Source organism: Kluyvera fluvialis (assembly GCF_059725275.1).
Window position 1 is genome coordinate 3,139,188 of the sequence record NZ_AP046142.1, and the last position, 24,766, is coordinate 3,163,953.

Annotated in this window: 18 protein-coding genes; 2 read left to right on the forward strand and 16 right to left on the reverse strand. The window is 53.7% G+C overall.

The features are described from left to right. Positions 1-66: 66 nt before the first annotated feature. From mukB to cmoM, 4 genes are read right to left on the reverse strand one after another with little or no spacing between them, the layout of a single operon-like run. A complete protein-coding gene (gene mukB / locus AC6I4B_RS14885; protein ID WP_497766177.1) occupies positions 67-4,515 on the reverse strand; it encodes a chromosome partition protein MukB in 4,449 nt (1,482 codons plus the stop codon). Continuing rightward, a complete protein-coding gene (gene mukE / locus AC6I4B_RS14890; protein WP_497766179.1) occupies positions 4,515-5,219 on the reverse strand; it encodes a chromosome partition protein MukE in 705 nt (234 codons plus the stop codon). The genes mukB and mukE overlap by 1 nt, the downstream gene beginning before the upstream one ends. Continuing rightward, positions 5,200-6,522: a chromosome partition protein MukF gene (gene mukF / locus AC6I4B_RS14895; RefSeq protein ID WP_497766180.1), complete on the reverse strand. Its 1,323-nt coding sequence runs from the start codon at positions 6,520-6,522 to the stop codon at positions 5,200-5,202. Before mukF ends, mukE begins: the two co-directional genes overlap by 20 nt. After that, complete coding sequence (gene cmoM / locus AC6I4B_RS14900) at positions 6,515-7,309, reverse strand: tRNA uridine 5-oxyacetic acid(34) methyltransferase CmoM (protein WP_497766182.1); 795 nt, start codon at positions 7,307-7,309, stop codon at positions 6,515-6,517. The genes mukF and cmoM overlap by 8 nt, the downstream gene beginning before the upstream one ends. 124 nt (positions 7,310-7,433) lie before the next feature. Between cmoM and elyC the strand changes: the two genes are divergently transcribed. Next, a complete protein-coding gene (gene elyC / locus AC6I4B_RS14905) occupies positions 7,434-8,213 on the forward strand; it encodes an envelope biogenesis factor ElyC (protein WP_497766183.1) in 780 nt (259 codons plus the stop codon). Here elyC and AC6I4B_RS14910 read toward each other — a convergent pair. The 12 genes from AC6I4B_RS14910 to serC all read right to left on the reverse strand — a co-directional run bounded on the left by AC6I4B_RS14910 (position 8,190) and on the right by serC (position 22,512). Continuing rightward, positions 8,190-9,083: a YcbJ family phosphotransferase gene (locus AC6I4B_RS14910; protein WP_497766185.1), complete on the reverse strand. Its 894-nt coding sequence runs from the start codon at positions 9,081-9,083 to the stop codon at positions 8,190-8,192. The two genes, elyC and AC6I4B_RS14910, sit on opposite strands and share 24 nt — an antisense overlap. Positions 9,084-9,224: 141 nt before the next feature. After that, positions 9,225-9,971: a 3-deoxy-manno-octulosonate cytidylyltransferase gene (gene kdsB / locus AC6I4B_RS14915; protein WP_497766186.1), complete on the reverse strand. Its 747-nt coding sequence runs from the start codon at positions 9,969-9,971 to the stop codon at positions 9,225-9,227. After that, a complete protein-coding gene (gene ycaR / locus AC6I4B_RS14920; RefSeq protein WP_106928826.1) occupies positions 9,968-10,150 on the reverse strand; it encodes a protein YcaR in 183 nt (60 codons plus the stop codon). The genes kdsB and ycaR overlap by 4 nt, the downstream gene beginning before the upstream one ends. Positions 10,151-10,201: 51 nt before the next feature. After that, positions 10,202-11,434, reverse strand: coding sequence for a winged helix-turn-helix domain-containing protein (locus tag AC6I4B_RS14925; RefSeq protein ID WP_497766188.1), 1,233 nt, complete (start codon positions 11,432-11,434; stop codon positions 10,202-10,204). A gap of 30 nt (positions 11,435-11,464) precedes the next feature. Next, positions 11,465-12,445 carry a tetraacyldisaccharide 4'-kinase gene (lpxK, locus tag AC6I4B_RS14930; protein WP_497766189.1) on the reverse strand — a complete coding sequence of 327 codons (981 nt, stop codon included), beginning with the start codon at positions 12,443-12,445 and terminating at the stop codon, positions 11,465-11,467. After that, positions 12,442-14,190: a lipid A ABC transporter ATP-binding protein/permease MsbA gene (gene msbA, locus AC6I4B_RS14935; protein WP_497766191.1), complete on the reverse strand. Its 1,749-nt coding sequence runs from the start codon at positions 14,188-14,190 to the stop codon at positions 12,442-12,444. Before msbA ends, lpxK begins: the two co-directional genes overlap by 4 nt. 36 nt (positions 14,191-14,226) lie before the next feature. Then, positions 14,227-16,488, reverse strand: coding sequence for a ComEC family protein (locus tag AC6I4B_RS14940; protein ID WP_497766192.1), 2,262 nt, complete (start codon positions 16,486-16,488; stop codon positions 14,227-14,229). 223 nt (positions 16,489-16,711) lie between these two features. Beyond that, the gene (ihfB, locus tag AC6I4B_RS14945; RefSeq protein WP_015965094.1) at positions 16,712-16,996 is read right to left on the reverse strand and encodes an integration host factor subunit beta; all 285 of its coding nucleotides are present in this window, start codon (positions 16,994-16,996) and stop codon (positions 16,712-16,714) included. A 152-nt stretch (positions 16,997-17,148) separates the two neighbouring features. After that, positions 17,149-18,822, reverse strand: a complete 1,674-nt coding sequence (rpsA, locus tag AC6I4B_RS14950) for a 30S ribosomal protein S1 (RefSeq protein WP_497766194.1) — start codon at positions 18,820-18,822, stop codon at positions 17,149-17,151. A gap of 112 nt (positions 18,823-18,934) precedes the next feature. Continuing rightward, positions 18,935-19,618, reverse strand: a complete 684-nt coding sequence (gene cmk / locus AC6I4B_RS14955) for a (d)CMP kinase (RefSeq protein ID WP_497766195.1) — start codon at positions 19,616-19,618, stop codon at positions 18,935-18,937. 446 nt (positions 19,619-20,064) lie between these two features. Then, positions 20,065-21,348, reverse strand: coding sequence for a 3-phosphoshikimate 1-carboxyvinyltransferase (gene aroA, locus AC6I4B_RS14960; protein ID WP_497766197.1), 1,284 nt, complete (start codon positions 21,346-21,348; stop codon positions 20,065-20,067). Between the two features lie 75 nt (positions 21,349-21,423). Continuing rightward, positions 21,424-22,512 carry a 3-phosphoserine/phosphohydroxythreonine transaminase gene (gene serC / locus AC6I4B_RS14965; protein ID WP_497766198.1) on the reverse strand — a complete coding sequence of 363 codons (1,089 nt, stop codon included), beginning with the start codon at positions 22,510-22,512 and terminating at the stop codon, positions 21,424-21,426. Between the two features lie 286 nt (positions 22,513-22,798). Here serC and ycaO point away from each other — a divergent pair, with 286 nt between their 5' ends. After that, the gene (ycaO, locus tag AC6I4B_RS14970; RefSeq protein ID WP_497772191.1) at positions 22,799-24,559 is read left to right on the forward strand and encodes a 30S ribosomal protein S12 methylthiotransferase accessory factor YcaO; all 1,761 of its coding nucleotides are present in this window, start codon (positions 22,799-22,801) and stop codon (positions 24,557-24,559) included. Positions 24,560-24,766 lie beyond the last annotated feature (207 nt).

Consider the following 24,766-nt stretch of genomic DNA (forward strand, 5'->3'; position numbering starts at 1 on the left):
CCGCCTTGGGTTGCGTATTCGGACTTTTCTGGGGATCAGGTCACTATTTGGCCTGATTTATCGCCCCTAAGAGGCATCGGCAGTGCCCGGTAATGTCTCCGGTAGCTGTGCCGCAAAACCGCGCAGACCAACGACATGTACGTGTTCATGGTTGTTCACCACTTTACGCACCAGTTTATAGGTTGTGCCTTTCTCTGGGCTGATGTTTTCTGGTGCTGCGATAATCAACTGCATCTCCAGTCGCTCGCACAGCTCGAACAGCGTAGCGATGGAGCGCGCATCCAGACGGGCCGCTTCATCGAGGAACAGCAGACGGCACGGCGACAAGTCCTTGCCGCGCAGACGGCGCGCTTCATCTTCCCAGCTCTGAACGACCATGACCAGAATCGACATCCCCGTACCGATAGCTTCACCGGTCGAAAGTGCCCCAGATTCTGCGCGCAGCCAACCGTCAGAACCACGGTTAACCTCCACTTCCATCTCCAGATAGCTACGGTAGTCCAGCAGTTCTTCACCGATGGTTTGTGGCGTACGCTGCCCCATATCGATTTGCGGATTGAGACGCGAGTACAGTTTCGCCAGCGCTTCCGAGAAGGTCAGACGGTTGCTGTTGAACAAATCCTGATGCTGTTCGTGTTGTTCAGACAGCACATCCAGCAGCATTGAGTGCGTCTCACGCACGTTGACGTTCAGGCGCACGCTGTTCACCTGACCAAACGACACGTTTTGCAGCCCCTGGTTCAGTTGGCGAATACGGTTCTGTTCGCGCTGAATGGTCTTGCGAATAATATTCGCCACGCTGCGTGAGCTGATCGCCAGTTTCTGTTCACGGTTGGTCAGCTCTTCGGTCAGACGGCTCAGCTCGATTTCCATCTGTTCGATGGCTTCAACCGGGTCATCGGTGCGGATAATATCCTGGCGGATACGTTCGCGCAGGTGCTGATAAACGGCAACAAAGAACTGAATTTTGCGCTCAGGGCGTTTCGGATCTTCCGACATACGCAGCACGTCGCGCAGGTGTTCGTTGTCCGCCACCGCCAGACGCAGCGCACCCAACGCTTTATCCGACATTGAACGCAAATCATCAGCGGAGAGATAAGCCAGCTCGCGACGGTGCAGACGGCGTTCGACGTTGTTGTCTTTCACCAGGCGCATTACCGCACACCAACCGGCTTTCGCATTCACCACCTGCTCGCGCATTTCCAGATAATCACGCTCCAGCTTGCGCAGCTTACGGGTCAGGTTATCCATCTCCGCTTCACAGAAGGTCAGCGCTTTTTCTAACTGGTTACGACGCGCACGGTTATTGCTGAGCTGAGCATGGAGTTCGTCACGACGCGCACGCGCACGCTCTTCAGCCCCGGCATCGGCGCGCACACCGATATCCTTCAGCTCTTTATACAGGTCGTTGAGCAGCTCTTTTTTGGTGTCGTACGAGCTTTTCAGCGACGCCAGCACTTGGCTGTACTGGCTCACCTGCGCAGCGTGAGTACGCATGGCATCACGCGCGCGGCTACGTTCGCTTTCTGCCTGTGCCAGGCGCTGGCGCAGTTTTTCATTCAGGTCACTGTTGCCACTCAACATGTCAGCCGAGTCGGAATAACCAAAGTGAGCGCGGCGCTGTACCACTTCTGTCAGGGCAAAAGCCTGCTGACGTGCGTCACGCTGCACCTGCTGTGACCAGGCGTAATCTTCTTTCAGTTGTTCAAACTGTTCCGGGTCGCTTTGCAGAACGGAAACCATCGGCTCCAGTTTTGCCAGTTGATTACCGTGTTGCTGGATAAAGCGCGCGGCTTCCTGCGCTTCGTCCAAACGCTCCTGGATTTCATCCACACGGTCGGCCAGCGTTTCATCCGCCAGCAGGCTGAGGCGAGGCAGCAGGCGGTTGAGCATCGCAACGCCCTCTTTCGCCTGCTCAAACTGAACTTGCTGTTGCTGATTGTCGTTTTCGTGGCTGCTGAGCGCGCGCTCCAGTTCATTACGACGACCATTCAGTTTGCGAATTTCGGCTTCCGGGTCATCGTCAAAGGCCACTGACAAATGGCTACCGATAAAGCGGCTGAATGCTTGATGCAGACGCTGGGTTTTCTGTACGTCAAACGACAGCGTAGCGAAACGCTCGGACAGCACTTCACGCTCGGCGTGCAGACTTTCAATGCGGCTTTCACGCGCGGCGCGGCCAAACAGCGGCAGCGTCGGGAAGCGCGAATAACGCCACTGGCGATCGGAGGTTTTCACCACCACCGCTTTTTCCAGCTCATCGACGTTAAATACGCTGTCGTCGAAGGACTGCGGGTCCCCCTCGATCAGGTAGAGATCTTCCGGGCAATCTTCCAGACCTTCGAGGTATTCGGCGATCTGCGAGAGATCCGGTACGACAATGGCGTGACGTGACGGGCCATACAGCGCGGAGAAGTACGGAGCATCATCCAAGCTAACGTCATCATAAATTTCAGACAGCAGCACGCCGCCAAAACGTTCCGCCAGCGCGTTAAGGCGCGGGTCTTCCGAACCGCCAGGCTGGCTGAGACGTTCGATTTCCTCATCAACCGCACGCTTACGTGCGCCCACTTCATCGCGCTCAACGATGGCTTCGCGCTCACGCTCCAGCAGTTGTTGCAGGTACTCGGTTACGTCCTGGCTGGACTCAAACTGCTCACCGCTCTGCTCACACAGTTGGCTGAGGCTGTTTTGCGCCGCCAGCCAAACCGGTGCGCGGTGCATCAGCGCGGAGATGCGCGATTGCAGTTGTTCCTGCTCCTGACGCAGCGCCATGCGCTGTTCGCGCGCGTCGCTAACGCAGTCGCTCAAGGCGGCAATGCGTGCTTCCAGCTCGTGGTGCAGCGTTTCAAGTTCGTCGATATCGTACTGTTTGCCCTGACGTTTGCAGAACTCAGCCAGCAGACGCTCAGCCTCCTGCTGCTCACGCAGACGCTGTTCCAGCTCGTTTAAACGGCTGCGCAGCGGCTGCGCTTGCTCAGCCAGATGGCGCTGGTTAACGCCATCGCGCAGCAATTCACGCGCCACATCCCAGGCTTCGTTACGCGCCAGCGGGCCGTTGATCGCCACCACAATCTGGTAGGCCTGTTCAAACTGGCTGTGCGCAGTCTGCGCAACGCTCATTTTTTGTTCAAGCGAGAGCAGTTTTTCCGTCGCTTCCTGCTCTTTTGCCTGGAAGGTTTCCAGCCATTCGGCGGCGCTGTCCGGGGTTAAATCCGGCAGATGACACAGCTCTTTGGCGCGTTGTAACGCTTGCAACGCCTGGGTGTACTGAATGGCACGCGTCTGCTGTACGTCCAGCGCCTGCTGGTAATCCGCCAGTTGGCTTTTCAGCTCATCCACTTCCAGCTCGGCCGCTTCGGCGCGGGCTTCGTTTTCTTCCTGCTGTTCGGCGGCTTCTGCCACCACTTCGTTTTGTTCTTCCAGACGAATTTGCAACTCGTCGAGATCCGCTTCATAGCGTTCGATTTTTTCTTGCTGACGCAGCGCTGTTTGCACCAGATTCAGGTGGTCGCTGGCGGCCTGGTGATCGGCCTCCAGATCCCCTTCTGCGCCGTTGTGCTCTTGCAGTTCACGCGCCATTTCGACGTGTTTGAACTGCTCTGCGGCAAGCTGGGCGCGCGAGGTAAACAGCTCGCGACGGTATTCCAGAGCTTTGTCCAGATGCACTCGACGCTCGTTGGCGTGGCGCATATAGTCCGCCGCTACGTAGTCGGTCGCTTCTGAAATCAGGTGCTTAAACAGGTCACGGTCAGACTGCGTGACGCGAATCGCTTCTAGCGTCATGCGGTTTTCACGCAGTGCCGCTTCCATATCCTGGAAGGCTTTACGCACGCCGCTGTTTTCCGGCAACAGGTAGTCGCGCAGCGAGCGGGTGATGGCGCTGGAAATACCACCGTACAGCGAGGCTTCAATCAGGCGATAGAATTTGCTGCGATCGGACGCTGAGCGCAGACGGCGCGCCACAATGCCCAAATCGAACATCAGCGAGTGGTAATCGGTAATTGAGTTAAACTGCTTAAACTGTACGCCTTCAATGGTTTCCAGTTTATCTTTCAGCTCTTGCAGCGTCAGCACGCGCGCCTGGCGCTCGTTGAGCGTTTCGGTCAGTAGCTGGGTCGGCTGTATGGACGTTGGCAGCCCCTGGATTGCGAACGGTTTGATGTCAACTTTACGGTCACGCCCGGCGACTTGTTGCAGACGAACGCCAACCACCACACGCTGGTGGCGCGAGTTCATCACGTCAAGCACCGAATAACAGACACCGGCTTTCAGCTTACCGTGCAAACCTTTATCACGCGAGCCGCTGGTCGCACCAGCTTCGGTGGTGTTACGAAAGTGCAGCAGGGTTAAATCTGGGATCAGCGCCGTGACGAAAGCCGCCATGGTGGTGGATTTACCCGCCCCGTTACCACCCGACAGCGTGGTCACTAATTCATCAAGATCAAAGGTACGGGCAAAGAACCCGTTCCAGTTAATCAGCGTTAGCGAACGAAATTTACCGCGATCGATCATTATTCTTCCTCCCCGCTATCGTGCTGATTGTCGTCGTTCTCATCATTGAGTTGCAGATGGTTTTCAATCGCCATCGCTTCGCCATCGCGGATCATGCGCAGCTGTGCTTCGCGCGGATCATCGCCAGAACGGACGTCGGCACCAAAGCGGAAGACCGATTCGGTGATACGGAACTTACTGCTGTCATGGCCCATAAACCACACCATTCCCAGACGGCGCAGACGGTTGAGCGAGGAGCGCACTTTCTCCTGCAATTTCTGCCGGTCAAGGTCAGAACCGGTGGAACGGTTATTAACCAGCTTCAGCAGTTTGCTTTCGTCAGCCAGCGCCAGCAGCTCATCGTACAGCTCCTGCTGGGTAAAAATACCTTCGTTAGCCAGGCGTTCTGGGCTTAGGTAGAGGTAGCAGAGAATTTTGCCGACCATCATATCCAGCTCAGAAAGCACCGAACGCGGAATCAACGTGGTGGAACGCGGGCGCAGGTAGAAAAAACCTTCCGGCGCGCGAATCAGTTCAACGTTATAGCGGGTATAAAACTCTTCCAGATACTCCTGGAAATCCATCAAAAATGCGTGGTTATCCAGCTCGTCCAGACCAATGTGACGGCCAGCACGCAGCGCGCTATCCAGCGCAGGGAAAAGGGGGTTGGCCAGGGCCTGTGCCAGTTTAACCGGCATCACTTGTTCAATATTTGTCGATGACATGCGCCTGTACCTTGGCTCCGTAATCATTAATCGACTGCCATTTTGCCGGCAGTCCGGTGAAATCTGCTTGCGCTACGCCCAAACGTACCGCCTGGTCCACAACGATTCGCGCGACGTCAAAGTGACGCGCGCGCGGATATTGGGCCAGGTACTCTTTGACCACCAGACCGAGATCAAGCGGCAGTTGTTTGGTTTTATAAATGGCTAACTGTTCTTCTATCAGCGCAGCGAGCTGTTCGCGTATTTCGTTAAATTCTTCGTATTCAAGGTCGGCAGGCAGTTCGCCGGTGACCTCTTCATCGCGCAGCGTCATCTCTTCGTCACGCATATCCAGCAGACGATCGGCGCTGGCATGGGTTAACGCCCACGGCGCATCGAAATAAGATTGCACAGACTGGCGCAAACGCTGAGCAAAGACGCGATTTTTATCCATATCGATAGCGGTACGGATAAATTTATGCACGTGGCGATCGTAGCCGATCCACAGGTCAATCGCCTGTTGGCCCCAACTGACGATGCGGTCGAGTTTACTTTGTAAATCAAATACCAGTCGATCGACAAAGTGCAAATCGTTATGGCTCAGCGTCGCATCCTGAATACGCAGCAGGTTGGCTTGCAGCTTATCGCCCGCAGCATCCAGCGTATCCTGTAGCTCACGCAGCGTGCCGGAGGTTTCCGACAGCAGCAGCTCACAGCTGGAAATCGCCGCGCGCCAGTCTTTATTCAATAGCTGAGCGATATCATCTTTTACCGACTGCTGCTGCTCATCCATAATGCGCTGCGTCAGATCGATACTGTCAAAAATTTCAGCAACCGAATACTTCAGCGGCGCGTAAACGTTGCGATGCCAGTGGAACTCGTCGCCACCTTCATCTGCTGAATCGGCAGCCCTTTTCAGCTCGCTTGCCACAATCGATAGCTGCATCGATAAACGCAGCGTGGAAAATTCGCGCTGACGAATATAGTAATCGGTGATGCCGATACCCAGCGGCGTCAGACGATAAATGGCGTTCCCTTCTGTGATTTCGCTGGTAAAGCGGTTCAGCAGACGTTGGCGAACCAGGTCATTAATGGCGTTGTTAGCACGCGTACCGATGGTTTCACTGGTTTGCTCAAACGCATCACTGACGTGACGGAACGCATCCACCAGCTCGCCTTCCGTCATTTCACCTTCCAGCCGCTCGCCGTTCAGCGTTGCGATGGCCAGCAGAAATGAGAGCCTATCGACGGGTAGAGAGATGGCGAAATCATTTTTCCTGGCCCAGGCAACCAGTTCGGGGACTGTCTGGGAAAATTCACTCATCGTTTATCCTTGTTTCTGTCTGCGGCCTACGCGCGGTGACATGAATATAGCGCCCCAGGCTGATATACGGTTCCTGACGGCAGTAGCGCATTTCAAGCTCCAGCAGAAGTTCATAGCCGTCCTGCTGCTTGTATTTATCGCGCAAATAGTCATGAAACACTCGCACACCGGTTTTCCCGTTAATTTGCCAGCCGATCTCTTCCAGCCAGCCATAGACCTGCTGCGGGTCGCGCGGATAGTTCGGCGACAGCGTACGCTTTTTCTTTTTCGGCATACCGACAACGACATAGTCAAAGTTGCCCGCCACCATGTTATGCATCAACAGGCCGTTTGCATTGTAGAACATTAATGATAATGCGCCGCCCGGACGCAGCACTGACCACAGCGTTTTTAACACGTCCTGCGGTTCAGCCACCCACTCCAGCACAGCGTGAAACAATATCAGATCAACCGAGCTTTCCAAATGCTCGGCCACATCCTGCACCGCGCATTGTATAAAATGCATGTTGTGGCTCACACCTCTGTCGCTGGCGGCCTGCTTCGCTCTGGCGATCATTTCCGCAGAAAGATCGCACAACGTCACATGATGCCCGCGCTCCGCCATTTTGATGGCCGTCTGCCCTTCTCCGCCACCGGCGTCAAGAATATGCAGCGGCTGCGAGCCCATCGTCGCCAGCAGTGCGTCCAGATCCTGCCACAGAATAGCCTGGCGCAGCTTTCCTTTAGTGGTGCCATAAATATTGCGCGAAAACTTTTCCGCAATGTCATCGAAATTGCGATCCTGCACAGGACGGCCTCACTTCACCAACCACAAAGGGGCTATTTTGTCACACCCACGGCGAGAATGAAGCTATCTGGTGTAATATCCCTGCATTCATACGGTCAGATGGTTAAAAAAGGTACTCTACAGAATGCTTTTTATGCTGAAAAAGTATATCGGCGGCATGATGCTGCCGCTGCCCTTGTTGCTTTTACTGATTGGCTTGGGAATTGTCCTGGTGTGGTGCACCCGCTTTCAAAAGCTGGGCAAAAGCGCCATCACCCTGGGTTGGCTGTTATTGCTACTGCTGAGCCTACAGCCCATCGCCGATGGTTTACTCAAACCCATTGAAGACAAATACCCCACCTGGCAAGGCGAAAAACCGGCGCAGTATGTGGTGGTGCTGGGCGGCGGATACACCTGGAACCCTGCGTGGGCGCCAAGTTCAAACCTCATCAACAACAGCCTGCCGAGGCTGGCAGAAGGGATTCGCCTGTGGCAGGCCAACCCAGGAGCGAAACTGGTTTTCACAGGTGCGACGGCGAAAACTAACCCAGTGAGTGCCGCTGAAGCCGGTGCTCGGGTGGCCGAAAGCCTTGGTGTTCCGCGCAGCGATATTATCGTTCTCGATACCCCGAAAGATACCGAAGAAGAAGCCAGCGCGGTGAAAGCGGCTATCGGCGATGCGCCGTTCCTGCTGGTGACATCGGCCTCGCATCTGCCGCGCGCGATGATTTTCTTCCAACACGCCGGGCTACATCCACTGCCAGCGCCCGCCAATCAGTTAGCGATTACCTCGCCGCTTAACCCGTGGGAGCGCATTATTCCCTCACCAGTCTGGCTGATGCACAGCGACCGAGTGGGTTATGAAACGCTGGGACGCCTCTGGCAGTGGCTGAAAGGCCGCTCAGGAGAGCCAGGGGAGCAGTGATTTCGCGGCCAGAGAAAAGTTGTCGCGGTTGAATCTGCCGGTCGTCACCAGTTGTTCAACTTCGTCCCACAGCAGATACAGCCAACGCCGCCAGAGGAATGCTTCCGCCACTGGCGCGCGTTGCAGATAATGCCACAGCAGTTGTTCTGCCTGGCCACTTTCGTGCAAGCGGAATAACTCATATTCTCGCGGAGCCCACAAAATAGCCCCCGGGCCAACCATCGCTAATAGCTGGTCGCTTCGCGAGTCTTTGAGCATACTGCGCAAGGTAAAATGGCCGTGCACCAGCACACAGTTATCATTAAAGCCGTCAAATAACGCATCCAGACATTCGCGGGTACGGAACAACAGGCGCTTGTCCTGCATGGTCAGCCCCGTATTTTGATACAGATTGAGTGTCTCCCACAGCACTTCAATGCGCTGGCTATACCATTGCGGCCAGCTATTTTCCTGAGTGCCATCGACAAACCCGACACAGCCTGCACTATCAACGCGATGCCATGCCAGTAACGCTTCAACGATTTGATCTTTCAGTGCATTCCAGCGCTCCGGGCTGCGCGTGGGCGCTTCAACGGACACACCCCGTAACCGCTCCAGCAGCAGAACATCCGGGCCGGGCGTTTCTTCATGGGTCATGACGCCATAAACCACGGGCATTCGCACGGTGCCATTGCGCGCCAGCATCGAAAACTTCCACGCTAATTGCCGGGCGAGCCCCGGTGATGAAAAGCTCCGAGCCAACAATGGCATCGGGTTCCCCTCGGCATCATACAGCGACCACAGCGCGGTATCTGCCTGCTCATTAATGCACTCAACGCGGCTGAGAGATTCACCCAGCAGATGGCTTAATTCTACGCGTAGCTGTTCCATATCGGTTTCCCCCTATAAAAGCCATTGCTTTCATAATGAGCATATGAAATACAAATTTCACCAAACAAGATCAAAATTGCAACAGAAAGGCAGGAAATATTCAGGCGGGAAACGCCCCCTGAGATCCAGAGGGCGGGAATATCATTTCATTTCGGCGCGTACGCGAGCCAGATCTTCCGGGGTATCGACACCCGTCCCCGGCACTTCTTTCGCCACGGCAACGTGAATTTTTTCGCCGTACCACAGCACTCGCAGCTGTTCGAGCATCTCGATGTGCTCCAGCGGGCTTGGCGCCCAGTTGACGTAGCGGCGGACAAACCCGGCGCGGTAACCGTAGATGCCAATATGGCGCAGCAAGGTGTCACCAATTTGTTCACGGCTTTGCGCAAAACGGTCGCGATCCCAGGGAATAGTTGCTCTGGAGAAATATAGCGCGTAACCGTCTTTATCCATCACCACTTTCACCGCGTTCGGGTTAAAGGCTTCTTCTGCATCGTGAATCGGCACGGCAAGGGTCGCCATACCGGATTGGCTGGCTGCTAAGTTTTCAGCAACCTGGCGAATAATCACCGCCGGGATCATCGGTTCATCACCCTGCACGTTAACAATGACGGTGTCATCGCTAAAGCCACATTTCTCGACCACTTCCGCCAGACGCTCGGTGCCTGATTGATGGTCGGCGCGGGTCATGCACACTTCACCGCCCGCCGCTTCAACGGCTTTAGCCACCTCTGGGTGATCGGTTGCAACGATAATTCGCTCAGCCCCAGACTCACGGGCACGCTCCAGCACATGCACAATCATCGGTTTGCCGTTGATGTCCTGTAACGGTTTACCCGGCAGACGCGTTGAGGCAAAACGCGCCGGAATAATCACAACGAAACTCATGGTCGATTCTCTTCAGCAGCTAACACGCGGGCTTCGTTTTCCAGCAATACGGGGATACCGTCACGCAGGGGAAACGCCAGATTATCAATTTTGCAAATCAGTTCTTGCTTGTCCTGGCTGTAGTAGAGTTTGCCGTTGCAAACTGGGCAGGCAATAATTTCAAGTAGACGGTGATCCATGGTTCCTCCTGATGGGCCGTATCGAAAACCAGTGCAGCATATCATAGAGCGCTACCGGTCGGCGTCAATCTCCCAACCGTGTCGTTGTTGCGTAAAGAGTTTTTCAGCGACCGTGCCAAGCATAATTCTTGTGGCGCCCTGCCAACGGGCAAAATCATTGATGGCCTGCATCAACCCATTTTCCAGGCGCTGACTTACCCGTACGCCGTCTTCAAGGTACAGCGCAAAAATCTCCAGCACGCCATCACGACGATGCATTTTGCTGTCCATACGGCCAACAATTTCCCCTCGGTGCAGCAGTGGCAGCACGAAATAACCGTACTGACGTTTCGGCGCTGGCGTGTAACATTCCAGCCGATAACTGAAATGAAATAACTGCTCGCTACGTTTGCGATCCCAAACCACTGGGTCAAACGGTGACAGCACAGCGCTATGCGTGGCGTTAAGTTTGCCTTCTGCCGCCCGCGCAAGCTGCGTAAGCAGGCTGCAATGCACCCACATTTCGCCAAGCTGTTCAACCTCAACCGCCACGACTTTTTGCTGCGTCTGCCACTGTGCCAGCAGTTCGCTGAGATTGGGCTGGCGCAAACGGTAGTAATCCGCCAGCCACTGAGGGCGGAAAATGCCCAGGCTACGGGCGCTATTTTCTAGCATGAGTGCTTCGGCCCGCGGCTGCGGCAGCGCATCGGTGGCGTCATTCCATTCCGGCATTACGCGTTCGGTGAGGTCATACACGCGCTGGAAATTGCGCCGTTCGATTACCATCACTTCTCCGGCGGTAAATAGCCCTTCAAGGTGGCGTTTATGCGGCTTCCACGCCCACCAGCCACTCTCCCCTTTACGTGGATGCGTAAAATCGGCTGAGCGTACAGGGCCGTTTTCGGCAATATGGGATTTCAGCGCGCTAATGTCATCGGCGTGTTCTTCCATCCAGTTTTTAGGGTACTTCCAGCCCATCGTGTGCGGGGCCAGCATACGGTGGCGAACGAGTGGAAAATCACTGCGCGGTAGGAAACAGGCTTCATGCGCCCAATATTCCATCAGTTCCCCGCGAGACAGCGCTTCATCCAGCCATATTGGCGGGTACGCGCCAAGACGGCTGAACAGCACCAGATAGGGGCTACGTGCGACTACGTTGATAGTATCGATTTGCAGCAGCGACATTTGCTGGATGGTACGAAGAATATCTGCCGCAGTAGGCTGGCGACGGGGCCGGTTGAGGAGACCCTGCGCTGCGAGATGAAGCTGACGTGCGGCGCGAAGGGTAAGACGCAGAGAAGCCATGCCATTTCCCCCGAAAATCGCCGACGCCATCTAGCGCCGAGCGAGGGTTATCAGTTCCTGTAGTAGCGTTTGCGCGCGATCGCCACAAAGCACCGCATCAACCGGCAGATACCACCAGTTTTCCTGCGCAAAGGGGCGGCATTTCACCGCATCTTTTTCGGTCATGATCAGCGTTTGACCTGGCGCGACATGCGCTTCGACATCAGCTTGCGTTAGTGCCTGATGATCTGCCAGCGCCACCGTACGCACCGGCGTTAAACCACATGCGTTTAGCGTCGCAAAAAAGCGCGGTGGATGGCCTATTCCCGCCATCGCTATGGCATTTTGCAATGCCGAGACAGGCTGGCGTTCACCGGTAAGCAGATTAATGGCTTCACCCGGGCGCAAGGTCATGGGAATTTCTCCCGGCTGTGGCTCGCCGCCGTTGACGATTCGTGCATCGACGGTTTCCAGGCGCGACGCGCGTTCACGCATCGGCCCCGCCGGTAACCACCAGCCATTGCCGAAGCGACGCTCACCGTCGATCACCACGATCTCTTTATCACGCGCCAGGCGATAGTGCTGTAACCCATCATCAGTCACGATCAACTGTAGATCATGCTCCGCCAGCAGCGCTTTCACCGCGTCAACTCGCAGCGGAGAAACTGCAACCGGCGCGCCGGTACGCTGGAAAATCAGCACCGGCTCGTCGCCAGCTTGCGCCGTGGTGGTTTGTGCTGTGAGCAGCAGCGGATAGTGCTCCGCTTTGCCGCCGTAGCCCCGCGATACCACACCCACGCGAATCCCCTGCCGTTGCAGTTGCTCCACCAGCCAAATGACAACTGGCGTTTTGCCATTACCACCTGCTGTCAGGTTGCCCACGACAACAACCGGGCACGGCGCGCGCCAGGATTTTTTCAGCCCTAGTTGATAGCTCAGGCGAATGAGCCCACTCACCAGGCCATAAAGCCAGGAGAGCGGTAATAACAGCCGCCAAAGCGGCGATTCACCCGACCAGATTTTCGCTATCATTGGCCAAACTGCATTTTGTGCAACTGCGCATAAACACCGCGATGGGCAAGCAGGTCGGCGTGGCTGCCGCGTTCAACGATATAACCGTCTTCTACCACGACAATCTCATCAGCCTGTTCAATGGTAGACAGACGGTGCGCGATGACCAGCGAGGTGCGGTTTTTCTGCAACTCATCCAACGCAGCCTGAATCGCACGTTCTGATTCGGTATCCAGTGCAGAAGTCGCTTCATCGAGAATCAGAATCGGGCTGTTACGCAGCAGCGCACGCGCGATGGCGATACGCTGGCGCTGGCCGCCAGAAAGCAGCACGCCGTTTTCGCCAATAATCGTATCCAGACCGTTATCCATCTTATTGATAAAGTCCATCGCATAGGCCATGCGGGCGGCTTCTTCAATCTGCTCACGGCTGTACTCATCAGTACGCGCGTAGGCGATGTTATTGGCTACAGTGTCGTTAAACAGGTGGACGTTCTGTGAAACCAACGCGACCTGATTACGCAGCGAAGACAGCTTGTATTCACGCAGGTCATGGCCATCAAGCAAGATTTCGCCCTGATCGACATCGTAGAAACGGGTTAACAGGCTGGCAATGGTTGATTTACCCGAGCCAGAACGCCCCACCAGCGCCACGGTTTTCCCCTCTGGAATCTCGAGGTTGATGTTACGCAGCGCAGGAACTTCGCGCCCTGGATAGGTAAAGGTGACATCACGGAATTCGACTTTGCCTTTCGCACGTTCAACGTCGAGCGTACCTTCATCTTTTTCCTGCTCGCTATCGAGAATAGAGAACAGTGTCTGACATGCCGCCATACCGCGCTGGAACTGCGCGTTCACGTTGGTTAACGATTTCAGTGGACGCATCAGGGCAATCATGGAGGAGAAGACCACGGTAATCGTACCGGCGGTCAGCGTATCCATCACGCTCGGGAAGCTCGCGGCATAGAGCACGAACGCCAGCGCCAGAGAGGCAATCAGCTGAATGATAGGGTCAGAGATAGACGATGCTGAAACCAGTTTCATCCCCTGCAAGCGCATTTTATTGCTGACCTTTTCAAAGCGTTTGGTTTCCACTTGCTGGCCACCAAACATCAGCACTTCTTTATGCCCTTTCAGCATTTGTTCTGCGCTAGTGGTCACCTGCCCCATGGTGTTCTGCATGTTTTTACTGATACTACGGAAGCGTTTAGAAACCACGCGAATCGCTATCGACACAATCGGAGCCAATACGATAAGGATCAGCGACAACTGCCAGCTGTAGTAAAACATCATGATAAACAGGCCTATAATCGACGCCCCTTCACGCACCACAGTAATCAGCGCGCTAGAAGACGATGAGGCAACCTGTTCAGAGTCATAGGTAATGCGCGATAACAGAGTACCGGTGGACTGTTTATCGAAGAAAGAAACCGGCATTCCCATCATATGGCCGAACAACCGACGACGCATGGTCATCACCACTTTGCCGGAAACCCAGGAGATACAGTAGCTAGAGATATAGCTTGTAATGCCGCGCAGGATCATCAAGCCAACAACGACCAGCGGCATCCACAGCAGCACTGAGCGATCCGTTTTACCAAAACCATCATCCAGTAATGGTTTGAGAAGCGATAGCATAAACGTATCGCTAGCTGCGTTGAGGACTAACGCAACGGCCGCCACGATCAACCCTGCTTTAAACGGCGCAATAGTTGGCCAGAGTCGGCGGAAGGTCTGCCACGTGGAGAGATCTTTGTCGTTCTGCATTCAAAAAACCAGCTTGTATTGAAATAGCCGCATATTCTACCCGTTATCGCGAGTCTCGCCAAACCACTGATGATACCAACGTGGTAAAAGTTGATCTCGTAAGCCTTCAATCTTCCAGCCTTTGGCGCTGAAAGTGAGCGTGATTTGCCCCTGATGAGGCGTATCAAACCACGCATACTGCCGTTGAAGATAACGAGCCTTAATCTTTACTGAAGGCAGTCGCCACGCGTTATAGCGGGATGCGGAGGCCATTGCAGCGACACCACCAACGCGCTGGATTAACGCCATGCCCGAGGAGGTTGAACTGCCATGATGAGGAACCTGGATAATTGTAGACGCAAACGGCTGCCAAAAATGGCTTAACATTGCCATTTCCGCCGACAATTCAATATCTCCCGTCAACAGAATGCTATTTTTGCCGTCATCGACCCTGACCACACATGAACCGTTATTACCTTTTTGCTCCTTACCGGGTAATGGCCAAAGCGCACGAAAAGTTAAACCCTGCCATTGCCAGGATTGCCCACGCGCACAGGGCTGATGCCCTACCCAGCCAAGCGGGCTTTTGACCCACACCTGCGGCCAGGCTTTTTGCAATGAACGCAAGCCGCCACGATGATCCAAATGATCATGGCTAAGAATAATTCCCTGTGGGGTAAGCCCATGCCAGCGCAACCAGGGAATAATCAGTTGCTCGCCGCTATCTCCTTCCGGCCACGCTAGCCCTGTATCATAAAGAATGGCTTTGTCGCCGCGAGAAATCACCATCGCCAGCCCCTGCCCGACATCCAGCATGGTGACCTGCCAGCGATCTGCCGCTGTTTTTTGCCATAACGGGAAAGCCAACAGCACGCTTAACGATAGCCACAGCGCTACAAATCGCCACCAACCATTCACACGCCAAATCATCAGTGCAAGCCACGGCAGTAACGACACCCCAATCCATGAGCTGCTCACGCTTAACCAGCCCTCGGGCAACAGGCGTAAATAGGCAAATACCAGCGCTATCACGCGATCGGCTGCATACCAAACGCCCATCGCCACCGCCGCAGGAGCACAAATGTGTAGAAACATGCCAAGTAAAATCAGCGGTACGGCAACGAAAGTCACCACCGGAACAGCCAACACGTTAGCCAGCAAAGACGTTAGGCTGATACCGTGAAACAACAGAATTTGCAGCGGTGTAAGCAGCAGCATTAAGCCCAGTTGCAAATGAATAAGGCTGAATAAAGGCCGCGTCACAGGCGGATATCGCCACTCTGGCAACGGCAGCCACTGATACCAGAAAATAAGCGTCGCGACCGCAAATGCCGACAACCACAGGCTATCGGAAAGCACCGCCAACGGGTCAATAAACACAATAGCCGCCAGGCAGCACAACCAAACTTCCCAGCCACTCCACAGCCTACCGCTCAGGCGTAACAAACACCAGATAGCCGCAGCCACCACAGTACGCTGCGCAGGCGGTTGCATACCGGTAAAAGTGGCGTATGCCAACCCACTCAGCAGCGCGGCAATTAACGGTACACGCCAACTGACAAAACGTTCTGGCAGGAAAAACTGAATCCCACGAATAAACAGCCACCCCAGCCATGCGCCAAGGGCGATATGCAGCCCTGAAATCGCCATCAGGTGTGATGTGCCGGTTTGCTGCATCAGAGTTTTAATCTCTGAAGCTACCGATAAGCGCTCACCCATGCCTAACGCCAGCATGACATCACGCCAGGGTAAACCCGCCAACGATGCCTGCAATGAGCCCAGAAAGCGCGCACGTAGGCTACAGGCGCTATCAAGCGGTGCTGCGTCGATAATACGTCCGGTCAACGGCCTATGCTGTGATAACGCATAACGCTGTGAATCAAATCCTCCGTCATTTAGCTGACCATGAACGGCACGAACGCTGAGCGTCATTCGCCACTGCTGTCCTGCACAAGGAGGCTGTGGGAGGTAGCTGCCATACAGCACAATTTCTGGCGCAGGAAAAAGCCGCCGCCCGTCCAGACGAGTTATCTTGCCGCGATGCGTAGTTTGGCCATCGGTTTGTGTTAGTGACATCTCAACGTGGCGATTTTTACCCGGTAGCACCTCGGCAGGCCATTGCATTTGCCAGGCCGCCAACACTCCCCAGCAGAAAAACAGCCCAGTCAGCGCCAAAAGACGCCCCGCGCGCCTACAAAAACTCAGGCCAATCAGCCCCACAATGACAAACGGAATAATGCCTAACGGGGGAAGCGTGGGTAACACACAAAGCGGTAGTATTCCCGCGAGGACACAACAGGCGAGCAGTGGTAAACGCATTGGCAACTCCTTGTTATTCGGGAGTGTCACGCGAACCAAAAAACCTGTCGTTATTGATGTTTGCCGTTTACGTGGCGGATTCCAGTGATTCGTAGCGATTGCATAAGCGTTGCGCTAAATATGCGCGGCGGGTTCCACTCGTAGCGGATCTCTGCAGAAACGAAAAAAGCACCCGTAGGTGCTTTTCTCTCAATCAAGTTTACCGCACAGCGGCGACATGAACTCAATCGTAAATATTGGCGCGGTCGCGCAGTTCTTTGCCCGGTTTAAAGTGCGGAACGTATTTACCTTCCAGTTCCACTTTGTCGCCCGTTTTCGGGTTACGTCCGGTGCGTGGTGCTCGATAATGCAGAGAGAAGCTGCCGAAACCGCGGATTTCAATGCGCTCACCCTGTGCAAGAGTCGAGGCCATATGCTCCAACATCTCTTTCACCGCATCTTCCACTGCTTTGGCAGGGATATGGGATTGCTGGCTGGCAAGTCTTTCAATCAATTCTGACTTGGTCATGATTCCTCCGGTTTCCTTTCAAGGAAAATTAGCTAACAGCTTATTAAACAAGGGCGACCGTAGCCGCCCTTTGTGCTTGATTACAGGCCTAAACCTGTAATCTGTCAAGTAAACTCATCATAATTCAGATTGTTAAATCTGAATTAGTAAGATTACTCGCCTTTAGCTGCTTTGAATGCTTCAGCCATTGCGTTGGAGAAGTTGCCGTCTTCCTGTTTGTTGTTAACAGTAGCGATTGCATCTTTCTCGTCAGCTTCGTCTTTAGCACGAACAGACAGGCTAATTGCGCGGTTTTTGCGATCAACGCCGGTGAATTTAGCTTCAACGTCGTCACCAACGCTCAGAACCAGAGTCGCATCTTCAACGCGGTCACGGGATGCTTCAGAAGCACGCAGGTAACCTTCAACGCCGTCAGCCAGTTCTACGGTTGCGCCTTTAGCGTCAACTGCAGTTACTTTACCGTTAACGATAGCGCCTTTCTTGTTCAGAGCAACCCAGTTGTTGAACGGATCTTCTGCGAGCTGTTTAACACCCAGGGAGATACGTTCACGTTCTGCGTCAACCTGCAGAACAACTGCAGCGATTTCGTCGCCTTTTTTGTATTCACGAACTGCTTCTTCGCCTGCAACGTTCCAGGAGATGTCAGACAGGTGAACCAGGCCGTCGATGCCGCCGTCCAGGCCGATGAAGATACCGAAGTCAGTGATAGACTTGATTTTACCTTCAACACGGTCGCCCTTGTTGTGGGTTTCCGCGAACTGCTGCCATGGGTTGTTTTTGCACTGCTTCAGACCCAGGGAGATACGACGACGTTCTTCGTCGATATCCAGAACCATAACTTCCACTACATCACCAACGTTAACAACTTTGGATGGGTGGATGTTTTTGTTGGTCCAGTCCATTTCGGAAACGTGAACCAGGCCTTCAACGCCTTCTTCGATTTCAACGAAGCAGCCGTAGTCAGTCAGGTTGGTCACGCGACCAGTCAGTTTGGTACCTTCTGGATAACGCTTAGCGATAGCTACCCATGGATCTTCGCCCAGTTGTTTCAGGCCCAGAGAAACACGAGTACGCTCGCGGTCGAACTTCAGCACTTTAACAGTGATTTCGTCGCCAACGTTTACGATTTCGCTTGGGTGCTTAACGCGTTTCCAAGCCATATCGGTGATGTGCAGCAGGCCGTCAACGCCGCCCAGATCAACGAATGCACCGTAGTCAGTGAGGTTCTTAACGATACCTTTAACTTCCATGCCTTCCTGCAGGTTTTCCAGCAGCTGATCGCGCTCTGCGCTGTTTTCGGATTCGATAACGGCACGACGAGAAACAACAACGTTGTTACGCTTCTGGTCCAGCTTGATTACTTTGAATTCAAGCTCTTTGCCTTCCAGGTGCAGAGTATCACGCACTGGACGAACGTCTACCAGGGAACCTGGCAGGAACGCACGAATACCGTTCAGCTCAACAGTGAAGCCACCTTTAACTTTGCCGTTGATAACACCAACTACAGTTTCAGCGTCTTCGTAAGCTTTTTCCAGCGTGATCCAAGCTTCGTGACGTTTAGCTTTCTCACGGGACAGCAGGGTTTCACCGAAGCCGTCTTCTACTGCATCCAGAGCAACGTCAACTTCGTCACCAACCTGGATTTCCAGTTCGCCCTGGGCGTTTTTGAACTGCTCTGCCGGAATGGCGGACTCAGATTTCAGACCGGCGTCAACCAGTACTACGTCTTTGTCGATAGCAACAACAACACCACGAACGATGGAACCCGGACGGGTTTCGATTGTTTTTAAGGATTCTTCAAATAGTTGAGCAAAAGATTCAGTCATGTTTAATCTTCAGGTTAATATTAACGTCCACCTGGCTCCGTGCCGGATGGGGTTGTTTCACATACCCGCCGTCAATCCATTGCAGCGGGGGTACTGCAAATTCGGTCGCGTTTTACGCGAGAGCCAACTTCTGGCGCGCATAGTCTAACGCTTTTTCAATTACTTGCTCAATGCTTAAGGTGGTGGAATCCAACACTAAAGCATCGGAGGCAGGAACCAGTGGCGCAACAGCACGATTACGATCGCGATCATCACGCTCCTTTATCTCTGCCAAAAGGCGGTCAAAGTTAACACTAAAGCCCTTTTCCTGCAACTGTAGCATACGGCGGTTTGCCCGTTCTTCCGATGAAGCATCAAGGAAGATTTTAACCGGCGCATCCGGGAACACGACCGTGCCCATGTCGCGACCATCGGCAATCAGGCCTGGCGCTTCGCGAAAACCGCGCTGACGGCGAAGAAGCGCTTCACGTACGCGGGGAAATGCCGCCACTTGCGAAGCCGCGTTAGCCACTTCTTGAGTGCGGATTTCGCCGCTCACATCTTCACCTTCCAAAATCACTTCCAGCGTTCCGTCGGTGGAGACAAAACGAACGTCAAGGTGCACTGCCAGCGGGACTAACGCATCTTCCGATGCGACATCAACATGGTGATGCAGGGCCGCCAACGCCAGCACACGATAAATCGCGCCCGAGTCCAGCAAATGCCATTGCAATGCTTCTGCCATTGCTTTGCACAGCGTGCCTTTACCCGCGCCGCTTGGGCCGTCAATGGTAATTACCGGGGCAAGTGCCGTCATTTTTATCTCCTTAATAAAAGGCATATACAACGTAAACGCCGCGCATTATACGCATCTCTGCGTCAGACGGTTACTATTGTCTGCTATTTCCAGAGTTCGCCTCGAAAAAAGGAGAATAGACAAGTATAGCGGGCTAGCAAAACGCTAGCCCGAAAAGTGGTGCGGATTTACTTTTGGTCAGCCGCAATGCGGTCACGGATATGCTGTGCACGTTCCGTGAATACGAGTGTGAGTCGAACAATGATTTGGTGTGACCGGCATCAAGCGCCGCCAGTTTTGTAAGCGGTCATGGCTGAACCGACCAATGCATTCGTATCAGTTCCCTGCATATGTTCACAGCCCACCAGCAGGACGGTGGAAATGGTGCTCTTGCCCGGTAAAAAAGTCCGAAAAAAACGCCGACATAATGCCGACGTTTTTACCGATCATTTTTTGAATCTATTTCATCACGCCAGCGTACTAATTCGCGCCAACTGTTCGAAATAATCCGGGAAGGTTTTCGCTGTACATTTCGGGTCAAGGATGGTCACCGGCGTATCGGACAGCGCCACCAGCGAGAAGCACATCGCCATACGGTGATCGTTATAAGTCCCGATTTCGGCAAAATTCAGCGCTGTAGGTGGCGTCACACGAATATAATCTTCGCCCTCTTCCACTTCAGCACCCACTTTACGCAGTTCGGTCGCCATTGCGAACAGGCGGTCAGTCTCTTTTACGCGCCAGTTGTAAATGTTGCGCAGCGTCGTTGTCCCTTTAGCAAACAGCGCTGCTGTCGCGATAGTCATTGCTGCGTCAGGAATATGGTTCATGTCCATATCAATCGCGTTCAGTTCACCGCGCGTACAAGCAATAAAATCATCGCCCCAAGTGATGGTTGCCCCCATTTTTTCCAGCACGTCAGCAAAACGGATATCGCCCTGTACGCTGTAACGGCCGATACCGGTCACCTTCACCGTACCGCCTTTAATCGCCCCTGCGGCAAGGAAATAAGAGGCAGAAGAGGCGTCTCCTTCGACCAGATACTGGCCCGGAGAGACATATTGCTGATTGCCACGTACGATAAAGCGCTGGTAATTCTGGTTCTCGACGTCAACGCCGAAAGTTTTCATCAGGTGCAGCGTGATATCGATATACGGTTTGGAAACCAGATCGCCTTTAATGGTGATGGTGGTGTCTTGTGGAGCCAGCGGTGCGGTCATCAGCAACGCCGTCAGGAATTGGCTAGAGACACTGCCGTCCACTTCCACGCTACCACCGATAAAACCGCCTTGCAGGCGCAGCGGTGGGTAGTTTTCCTGCTCCAGATAAGTAATTTGCGCACCGCCCTGACGCAGGGCATCCACTAAATGACCAATCGGACGTTCTTTCATACGCGGTTCGCCGGTCAGAACGATGTTGTTTTGGCCGAGGCAAAGTGCCGCCGCCAGTGGGCGCATCGCCGTCCCCGCGTTACCTAAAAAGAGTTCTAGCTCGTCAGAAGACTGAAGCGGGCCGCCGTTGCCGGTGACTTCGCAGCAAGTGCGGTCATCAGACAAGGTGTAGTGAATTCCCAGCGCTTTCAACGCATTCAGCATATGGCGAACATCATCACTGTCCAGCAGGTTGGTCAGGACGGTGGTGCCTTGTGCTAAAGCCGCCAGCAGCAAAGCCCGGTTAGAAACGCTTTTAGAACCGGGTAAATTAATGGTGCCGTCTACGCGTGCGATAGGTTGTAACGTCAGGGATTCCATGAAAATCAACTCTCAAAAACAGAAGTAATAACCCCACGGTTTAGCCGTGGGGATGAAGTGTAGAGATAAACTAAATTAACCGTGACGGCGTTCGAAATCTCGCATGAAGTCCGTCAGCACCTGGACGCCAGCCAGCGGCATGGCGTTGTAGATAGAAGCACGCATCCCGCCAACCACACGGTGGCCTTTGAGCGCATGTAGGCCTGCTGCAAAGGATTCTTCTAAGAACAGTTTATCCAGCGCGCTATCCGCGAGCTGGAACGGTACGTTCATGCGCGAACGGTTGCTGCTCGCCACATCGTTACGGTAGAAATCGCTGCTATCAATGGTGTTATACAGAAGATCAGCCTTCTGCTGATTGATGCGATCCATTGCCGCAACGCCGCCCTGCTCTTTCAGCCATTTGAAGACTAAGCCTGCCAGATACCAGGCAAACGTCGGTGGGGTGTTGAACATCGAGTCGTTATCATTGAGCACGGTGTAGTCGAGAATGGATGGGCAGGCGATGTGCGCTTTACCCAGCAAATCTTCGCGAACGATAACCAGCGTTAAGCCCGCAGGGCCAATATTTTTCTGTGCGCCCGCGTAGATAACACCGTAGCGGCTAACGTCGATAGGACGAGACAGAATGGTTGAGGAGAAATCTGCGGCGACCACGACATCTTTGCCGAAGTCTGGGGTTTCATCGATAGCAATACCGTCGATGGTTTCGTTCGGGCAGAAATGCAGGTATGCGGCATTGTCGGAGAGCTGCCAGTCGCGCATAGGTTTCACTGCGCGTTTGCCGTCAACGGTCACTTTCGCGTCGATAACGTTCGGCGTGCAGTATTTTTTGGCTTCTTTAATTGCGCTTGCCGCCCAGTAGCCCGCATCCACGTAGTCTGCGGTGGTTTTGTCACCCAGAATATTGAGCGGCACACCGGCGAACTGACCGCGACCACCGCCGTGACAGAACAACACTTTGTAGTTGGAAGGGATATTAAGCAGGTCACGGAAATCTTTTTCTGCTTCCTCCGCCACATGGATAAATTCTTTACCACGGTGGCTAACTTCCATTACCGATGTACCTAACCCGTTCCAATCGCGCAGTTCACTCTGCGCCAGTTTAAGAACATCTGCCGGTAGCATCGCCGGACCTGAACTGAAATTAAAGACCTGAGCCATAACCCTCACCACATTGCAATGTTGTCTGACCGCATGCCACGCGCGTCATCGAACGCGTGGGCATAAGTTATTCCTGTGGTTATTGGTTTTATCATTCAGTGACACAGGCCGCAATGGGTAATCCCGTCTGAGGCAAAAATGCGTGGAAAATCACACAACAGAATCTATCGGCTTGACGAAACAAGATGGACTATTTCGCTGTTTGCGTTTGATAGTGGAAGTGTATAGCGCCTGTCATGCAAAACCCGTATCATTGCGCGCTTTCCGTACGACAAAAGAGATTGCTATGACGCAAACCTATATTCCCGGCAAAGATGCCGCTCTGGAAGATTCCATCGCTCGCTTCCAGCAAAAGCTGCTCGACCTGGGTTTCGATATTGAAGAAGCCTCCTGGTTGAACCCTGTTCCTAACGTCTGGTCGGTGCATATTCGTGATAAGGAATGCGCTCTGTGCTTTACCAACGGTAAAGGCGCAACCAAAAAAGCCGCACTGGCCTCTGCGCTGGGCGAGTACTTTGAACGTCTCTCTACCAACTATTTCTTTGCTGATTTCTGGCTGGGCGATGAGATTGCTAACGGTCCCTTCGTTCACTATCCAAATGAAAAATGGTTCCCGCTGACCGACGATGACGAAGTGCCTGAAGGCCTGCTCGACGCTCGCCTGCGCACATTCTACGATCCCGATGATCAACTGACCGCCAGTATGCTGGTTGATTTGCAGTCCGGTAACGACGATCGCGGCGTGTGCGGCCTGCCGTTTACTCGTCAGTCAGACGGCGAAACCATTTATATTCCGATGAACATCATCGCCAACCTGTACGTTTCCAACGGCATGTCTGCGGGCAACACCCGTAACGAAGCCCGCGTTCAGGGGTTGTCGGAAGTATTCGAACGTTATGTGAAAAACCGCATCATCGCGGAAAGTATCAGCCTGCCAGAAATCCCGGCTGACGTGCTGGCGCGCTATCCTGGCGTGGTCGAGTCTATTGCCACGCTGGAAGCCGAAGGTTTCCCAATTTTTGCATACGATGGCTCTCTGGGCGGTAAATATCCGGTTATCTGTGTCGTACTGTTCAACCCACAAAACGGGACGTGCTTCGCCTCTTTCGGCGCGCATCCAGACTTCGGTGTTGCGCTGGAACGTACGGTGACCGAGCTGCTGCAAGGCCGTGGCCTGAAAGATCTCGATGTGTTCACTCCGCCAACCTTCGACGATGAAGAAGTGGCCGAGCACACCAACCTCGAAACGCACTTCATTGATTCCAGCGGTTTGATCTCCTGGGATATGTTCAAGCAGGACGCCGACTATCCGTTCGTTGACTGGAACTTCTCCGGTACGACCGACGAAGAGTTCGCCACCCTGATGGCCATCTTCAAAGAAGGAGATAAAGAAGTGTATATCGCGGATTATGAGCATCTTAGCGTGTACGCTTGCCGCATTATTGTTCCAGGGATGTCCGATATTTATCCGGCTGAAGATCTGTGGCTGGCTAATAACAACATGGGTAGCCATCTGCGTGAGACGATTCTGTCTCTGCCGGGCAGCGAGTGGGAAAAAGAAGAGTACCTGAATCTGATTGAACAGATGGATGATGAAGGTCTGGACGATTTCACCCGCGTACGTGAGCTGCTGGGTCTGGCGACCGGTTCTAATAACGGTTGGTATACCCTGCGTATCGGCGAACTGAAAGCGATGCTGGCACTGGCAGGTGGTGACCTTGAACAGGCGCTTATCTGGACAGAATGGACGATGGAATTTAACGCCTCGGTGTTTAGCCCAGAGCGTGCTAATTACTACCGTTGTCTGCAAACGCTGCTGCTGCTGTCTCAGGAAGAAGATCGTGAACCGCTGCAATACCTGAACGCTTTTGTAAGGATGTATGGTGCTGAAGCCGTAGAAGCCGCCAGTGCGGCGCTGAGCGGCGAAGAGGCGTTTTATGGTCTCCAGCCGGTTGACGGTTCCCTCGATGCCTTCCCATCGCATCAGTCGCTGCTGAAAGCCTATGAAAAATTGCAGCGTGCGAAAGCCGCATTCTGGGCAAAATAGGATTAATCCGTAGAAAAAGTAGGCTTAAAGCGACGCTCTACGCTATATTACAGGGCCACTTGTTGGCCCTTTTTTTATTTTCACGCTTCGATTCACCAAAGTGTGAAAATAAAGTTAAAAATAAGTAAACACAATAATTGGTAGCTTACTTTTATTGTTAATTTACCCGATCATTACTCCATTTTAATTAACCAGTAAAATGAAGGG

Coding starts and splice junctions, on each gene's coding strand:
- ycaR (WP_106928826.1), bottom strand. CDS start 10,150: ATGGATCACCGTCTACTTGAAATTATTGCCTGCCCAGTTTGCAACGGC.
- lpxK (WP_497766189.1), bottom strand. CDS start 12,445: ATGATAGCGAAAATCTGGTCGGGTGAATCGCCGCTTTGGCGGCTGTTA.
- mukE (WP_497766179.1), bottom strand. CDS start 5,219: ATGTCATCGACAAATATTGAACAAGTGATGCCGGTTAAACTGGCACAG.
- rpsA (WP_497766194.1), bottom strand. CDS start 18,822: ATGACTGAATCTTTTGCTCAACTATTTGAAGAATCCTTAAAAACAATC.
- ycaO (WP_497772191.1), top strand. CDS start 22,799: ATGACGCAAACCTATATTCCCGGCAAAGATGCCGCTCTGGAAGATTCC.
- elyC (WP_497766183.1), top strand. CDS start 7,434: ATGCTTTTTATGCTGAAAAAGTATATCGGCGGCATGATGCTGCCGCTG.
- msbA (WP_497766191.1), bottom strand. CDS start 14,190: ATGCAGAACGACAAAGATCTCTCCACGTGGCAGACCTTCCGCCGACTC.
- kdsB (WP_497766186.1), bottom strand. CDS start 9,971: ATGAGTTTCGTTGTGATTATTCCGGCGCGTTTTGCCTCAACGCGTCTG.
- ihfB (WP_015965094.1), bottom strand. CDS start 16,996: ATGACCAAGTCAGAATTGATTGAAAGACTTGCCAGCCAGCAATCCCAT.
- cmk (WP_497766195.1), bottom strand. CDS start 19,618: ATGACGGCACTTGCCCCGGTAATTACCATTGACGGCCCAAGCGGCGCG.
- AC6I4B_RS14940 (WP_497766192.1), bottom strand. CDS start 16,488: ATGCGTTTACCACTGCTCGCCTGTTGTGTCCTCGCGGGAATACTACCG.
- AC6I4B_RS14910 (WP_497766185.1), bottom strand. CDS start 9,083: ATGGAACAGCTACGCGTAGAATTAAGCCATCTGCTGGGTGAATCTCTC.
- mukF (WP_497766180.1), bottom strand. CDS start 6,522: ATGAGTGAATTTTCCCAGACAGTCCCCGAACTGGTTGCCTGGGCCAGG.
- aroA (WP_497766197.1), bottom strand. CDS start 21,348: ATGGAATCCCTGACGTTACAACCTATCGCACGCGTAGACGGCACCATT.
- serC (WP_497766198.1), bottom strand. CDS start 22,512: ATGGCTCAGGTCTTTAATTTCAGTTCAGGTCCGGCGATGCTACCGGCA.
- AC6I4B_RS14925 (WP_497766188.1), bottom strand. CDS start 11,434: ATGGCTTCTCTGCGTCTTACCCTTCGCGCCGCACGTCAGCTTCATCTC.
- mukB (WP_497766177.1), bottom strand. CDS start 4,515: ATGATCGATCGCGGTAAATTTCGTTCGCTAACGCTGATTAACTGGAAC.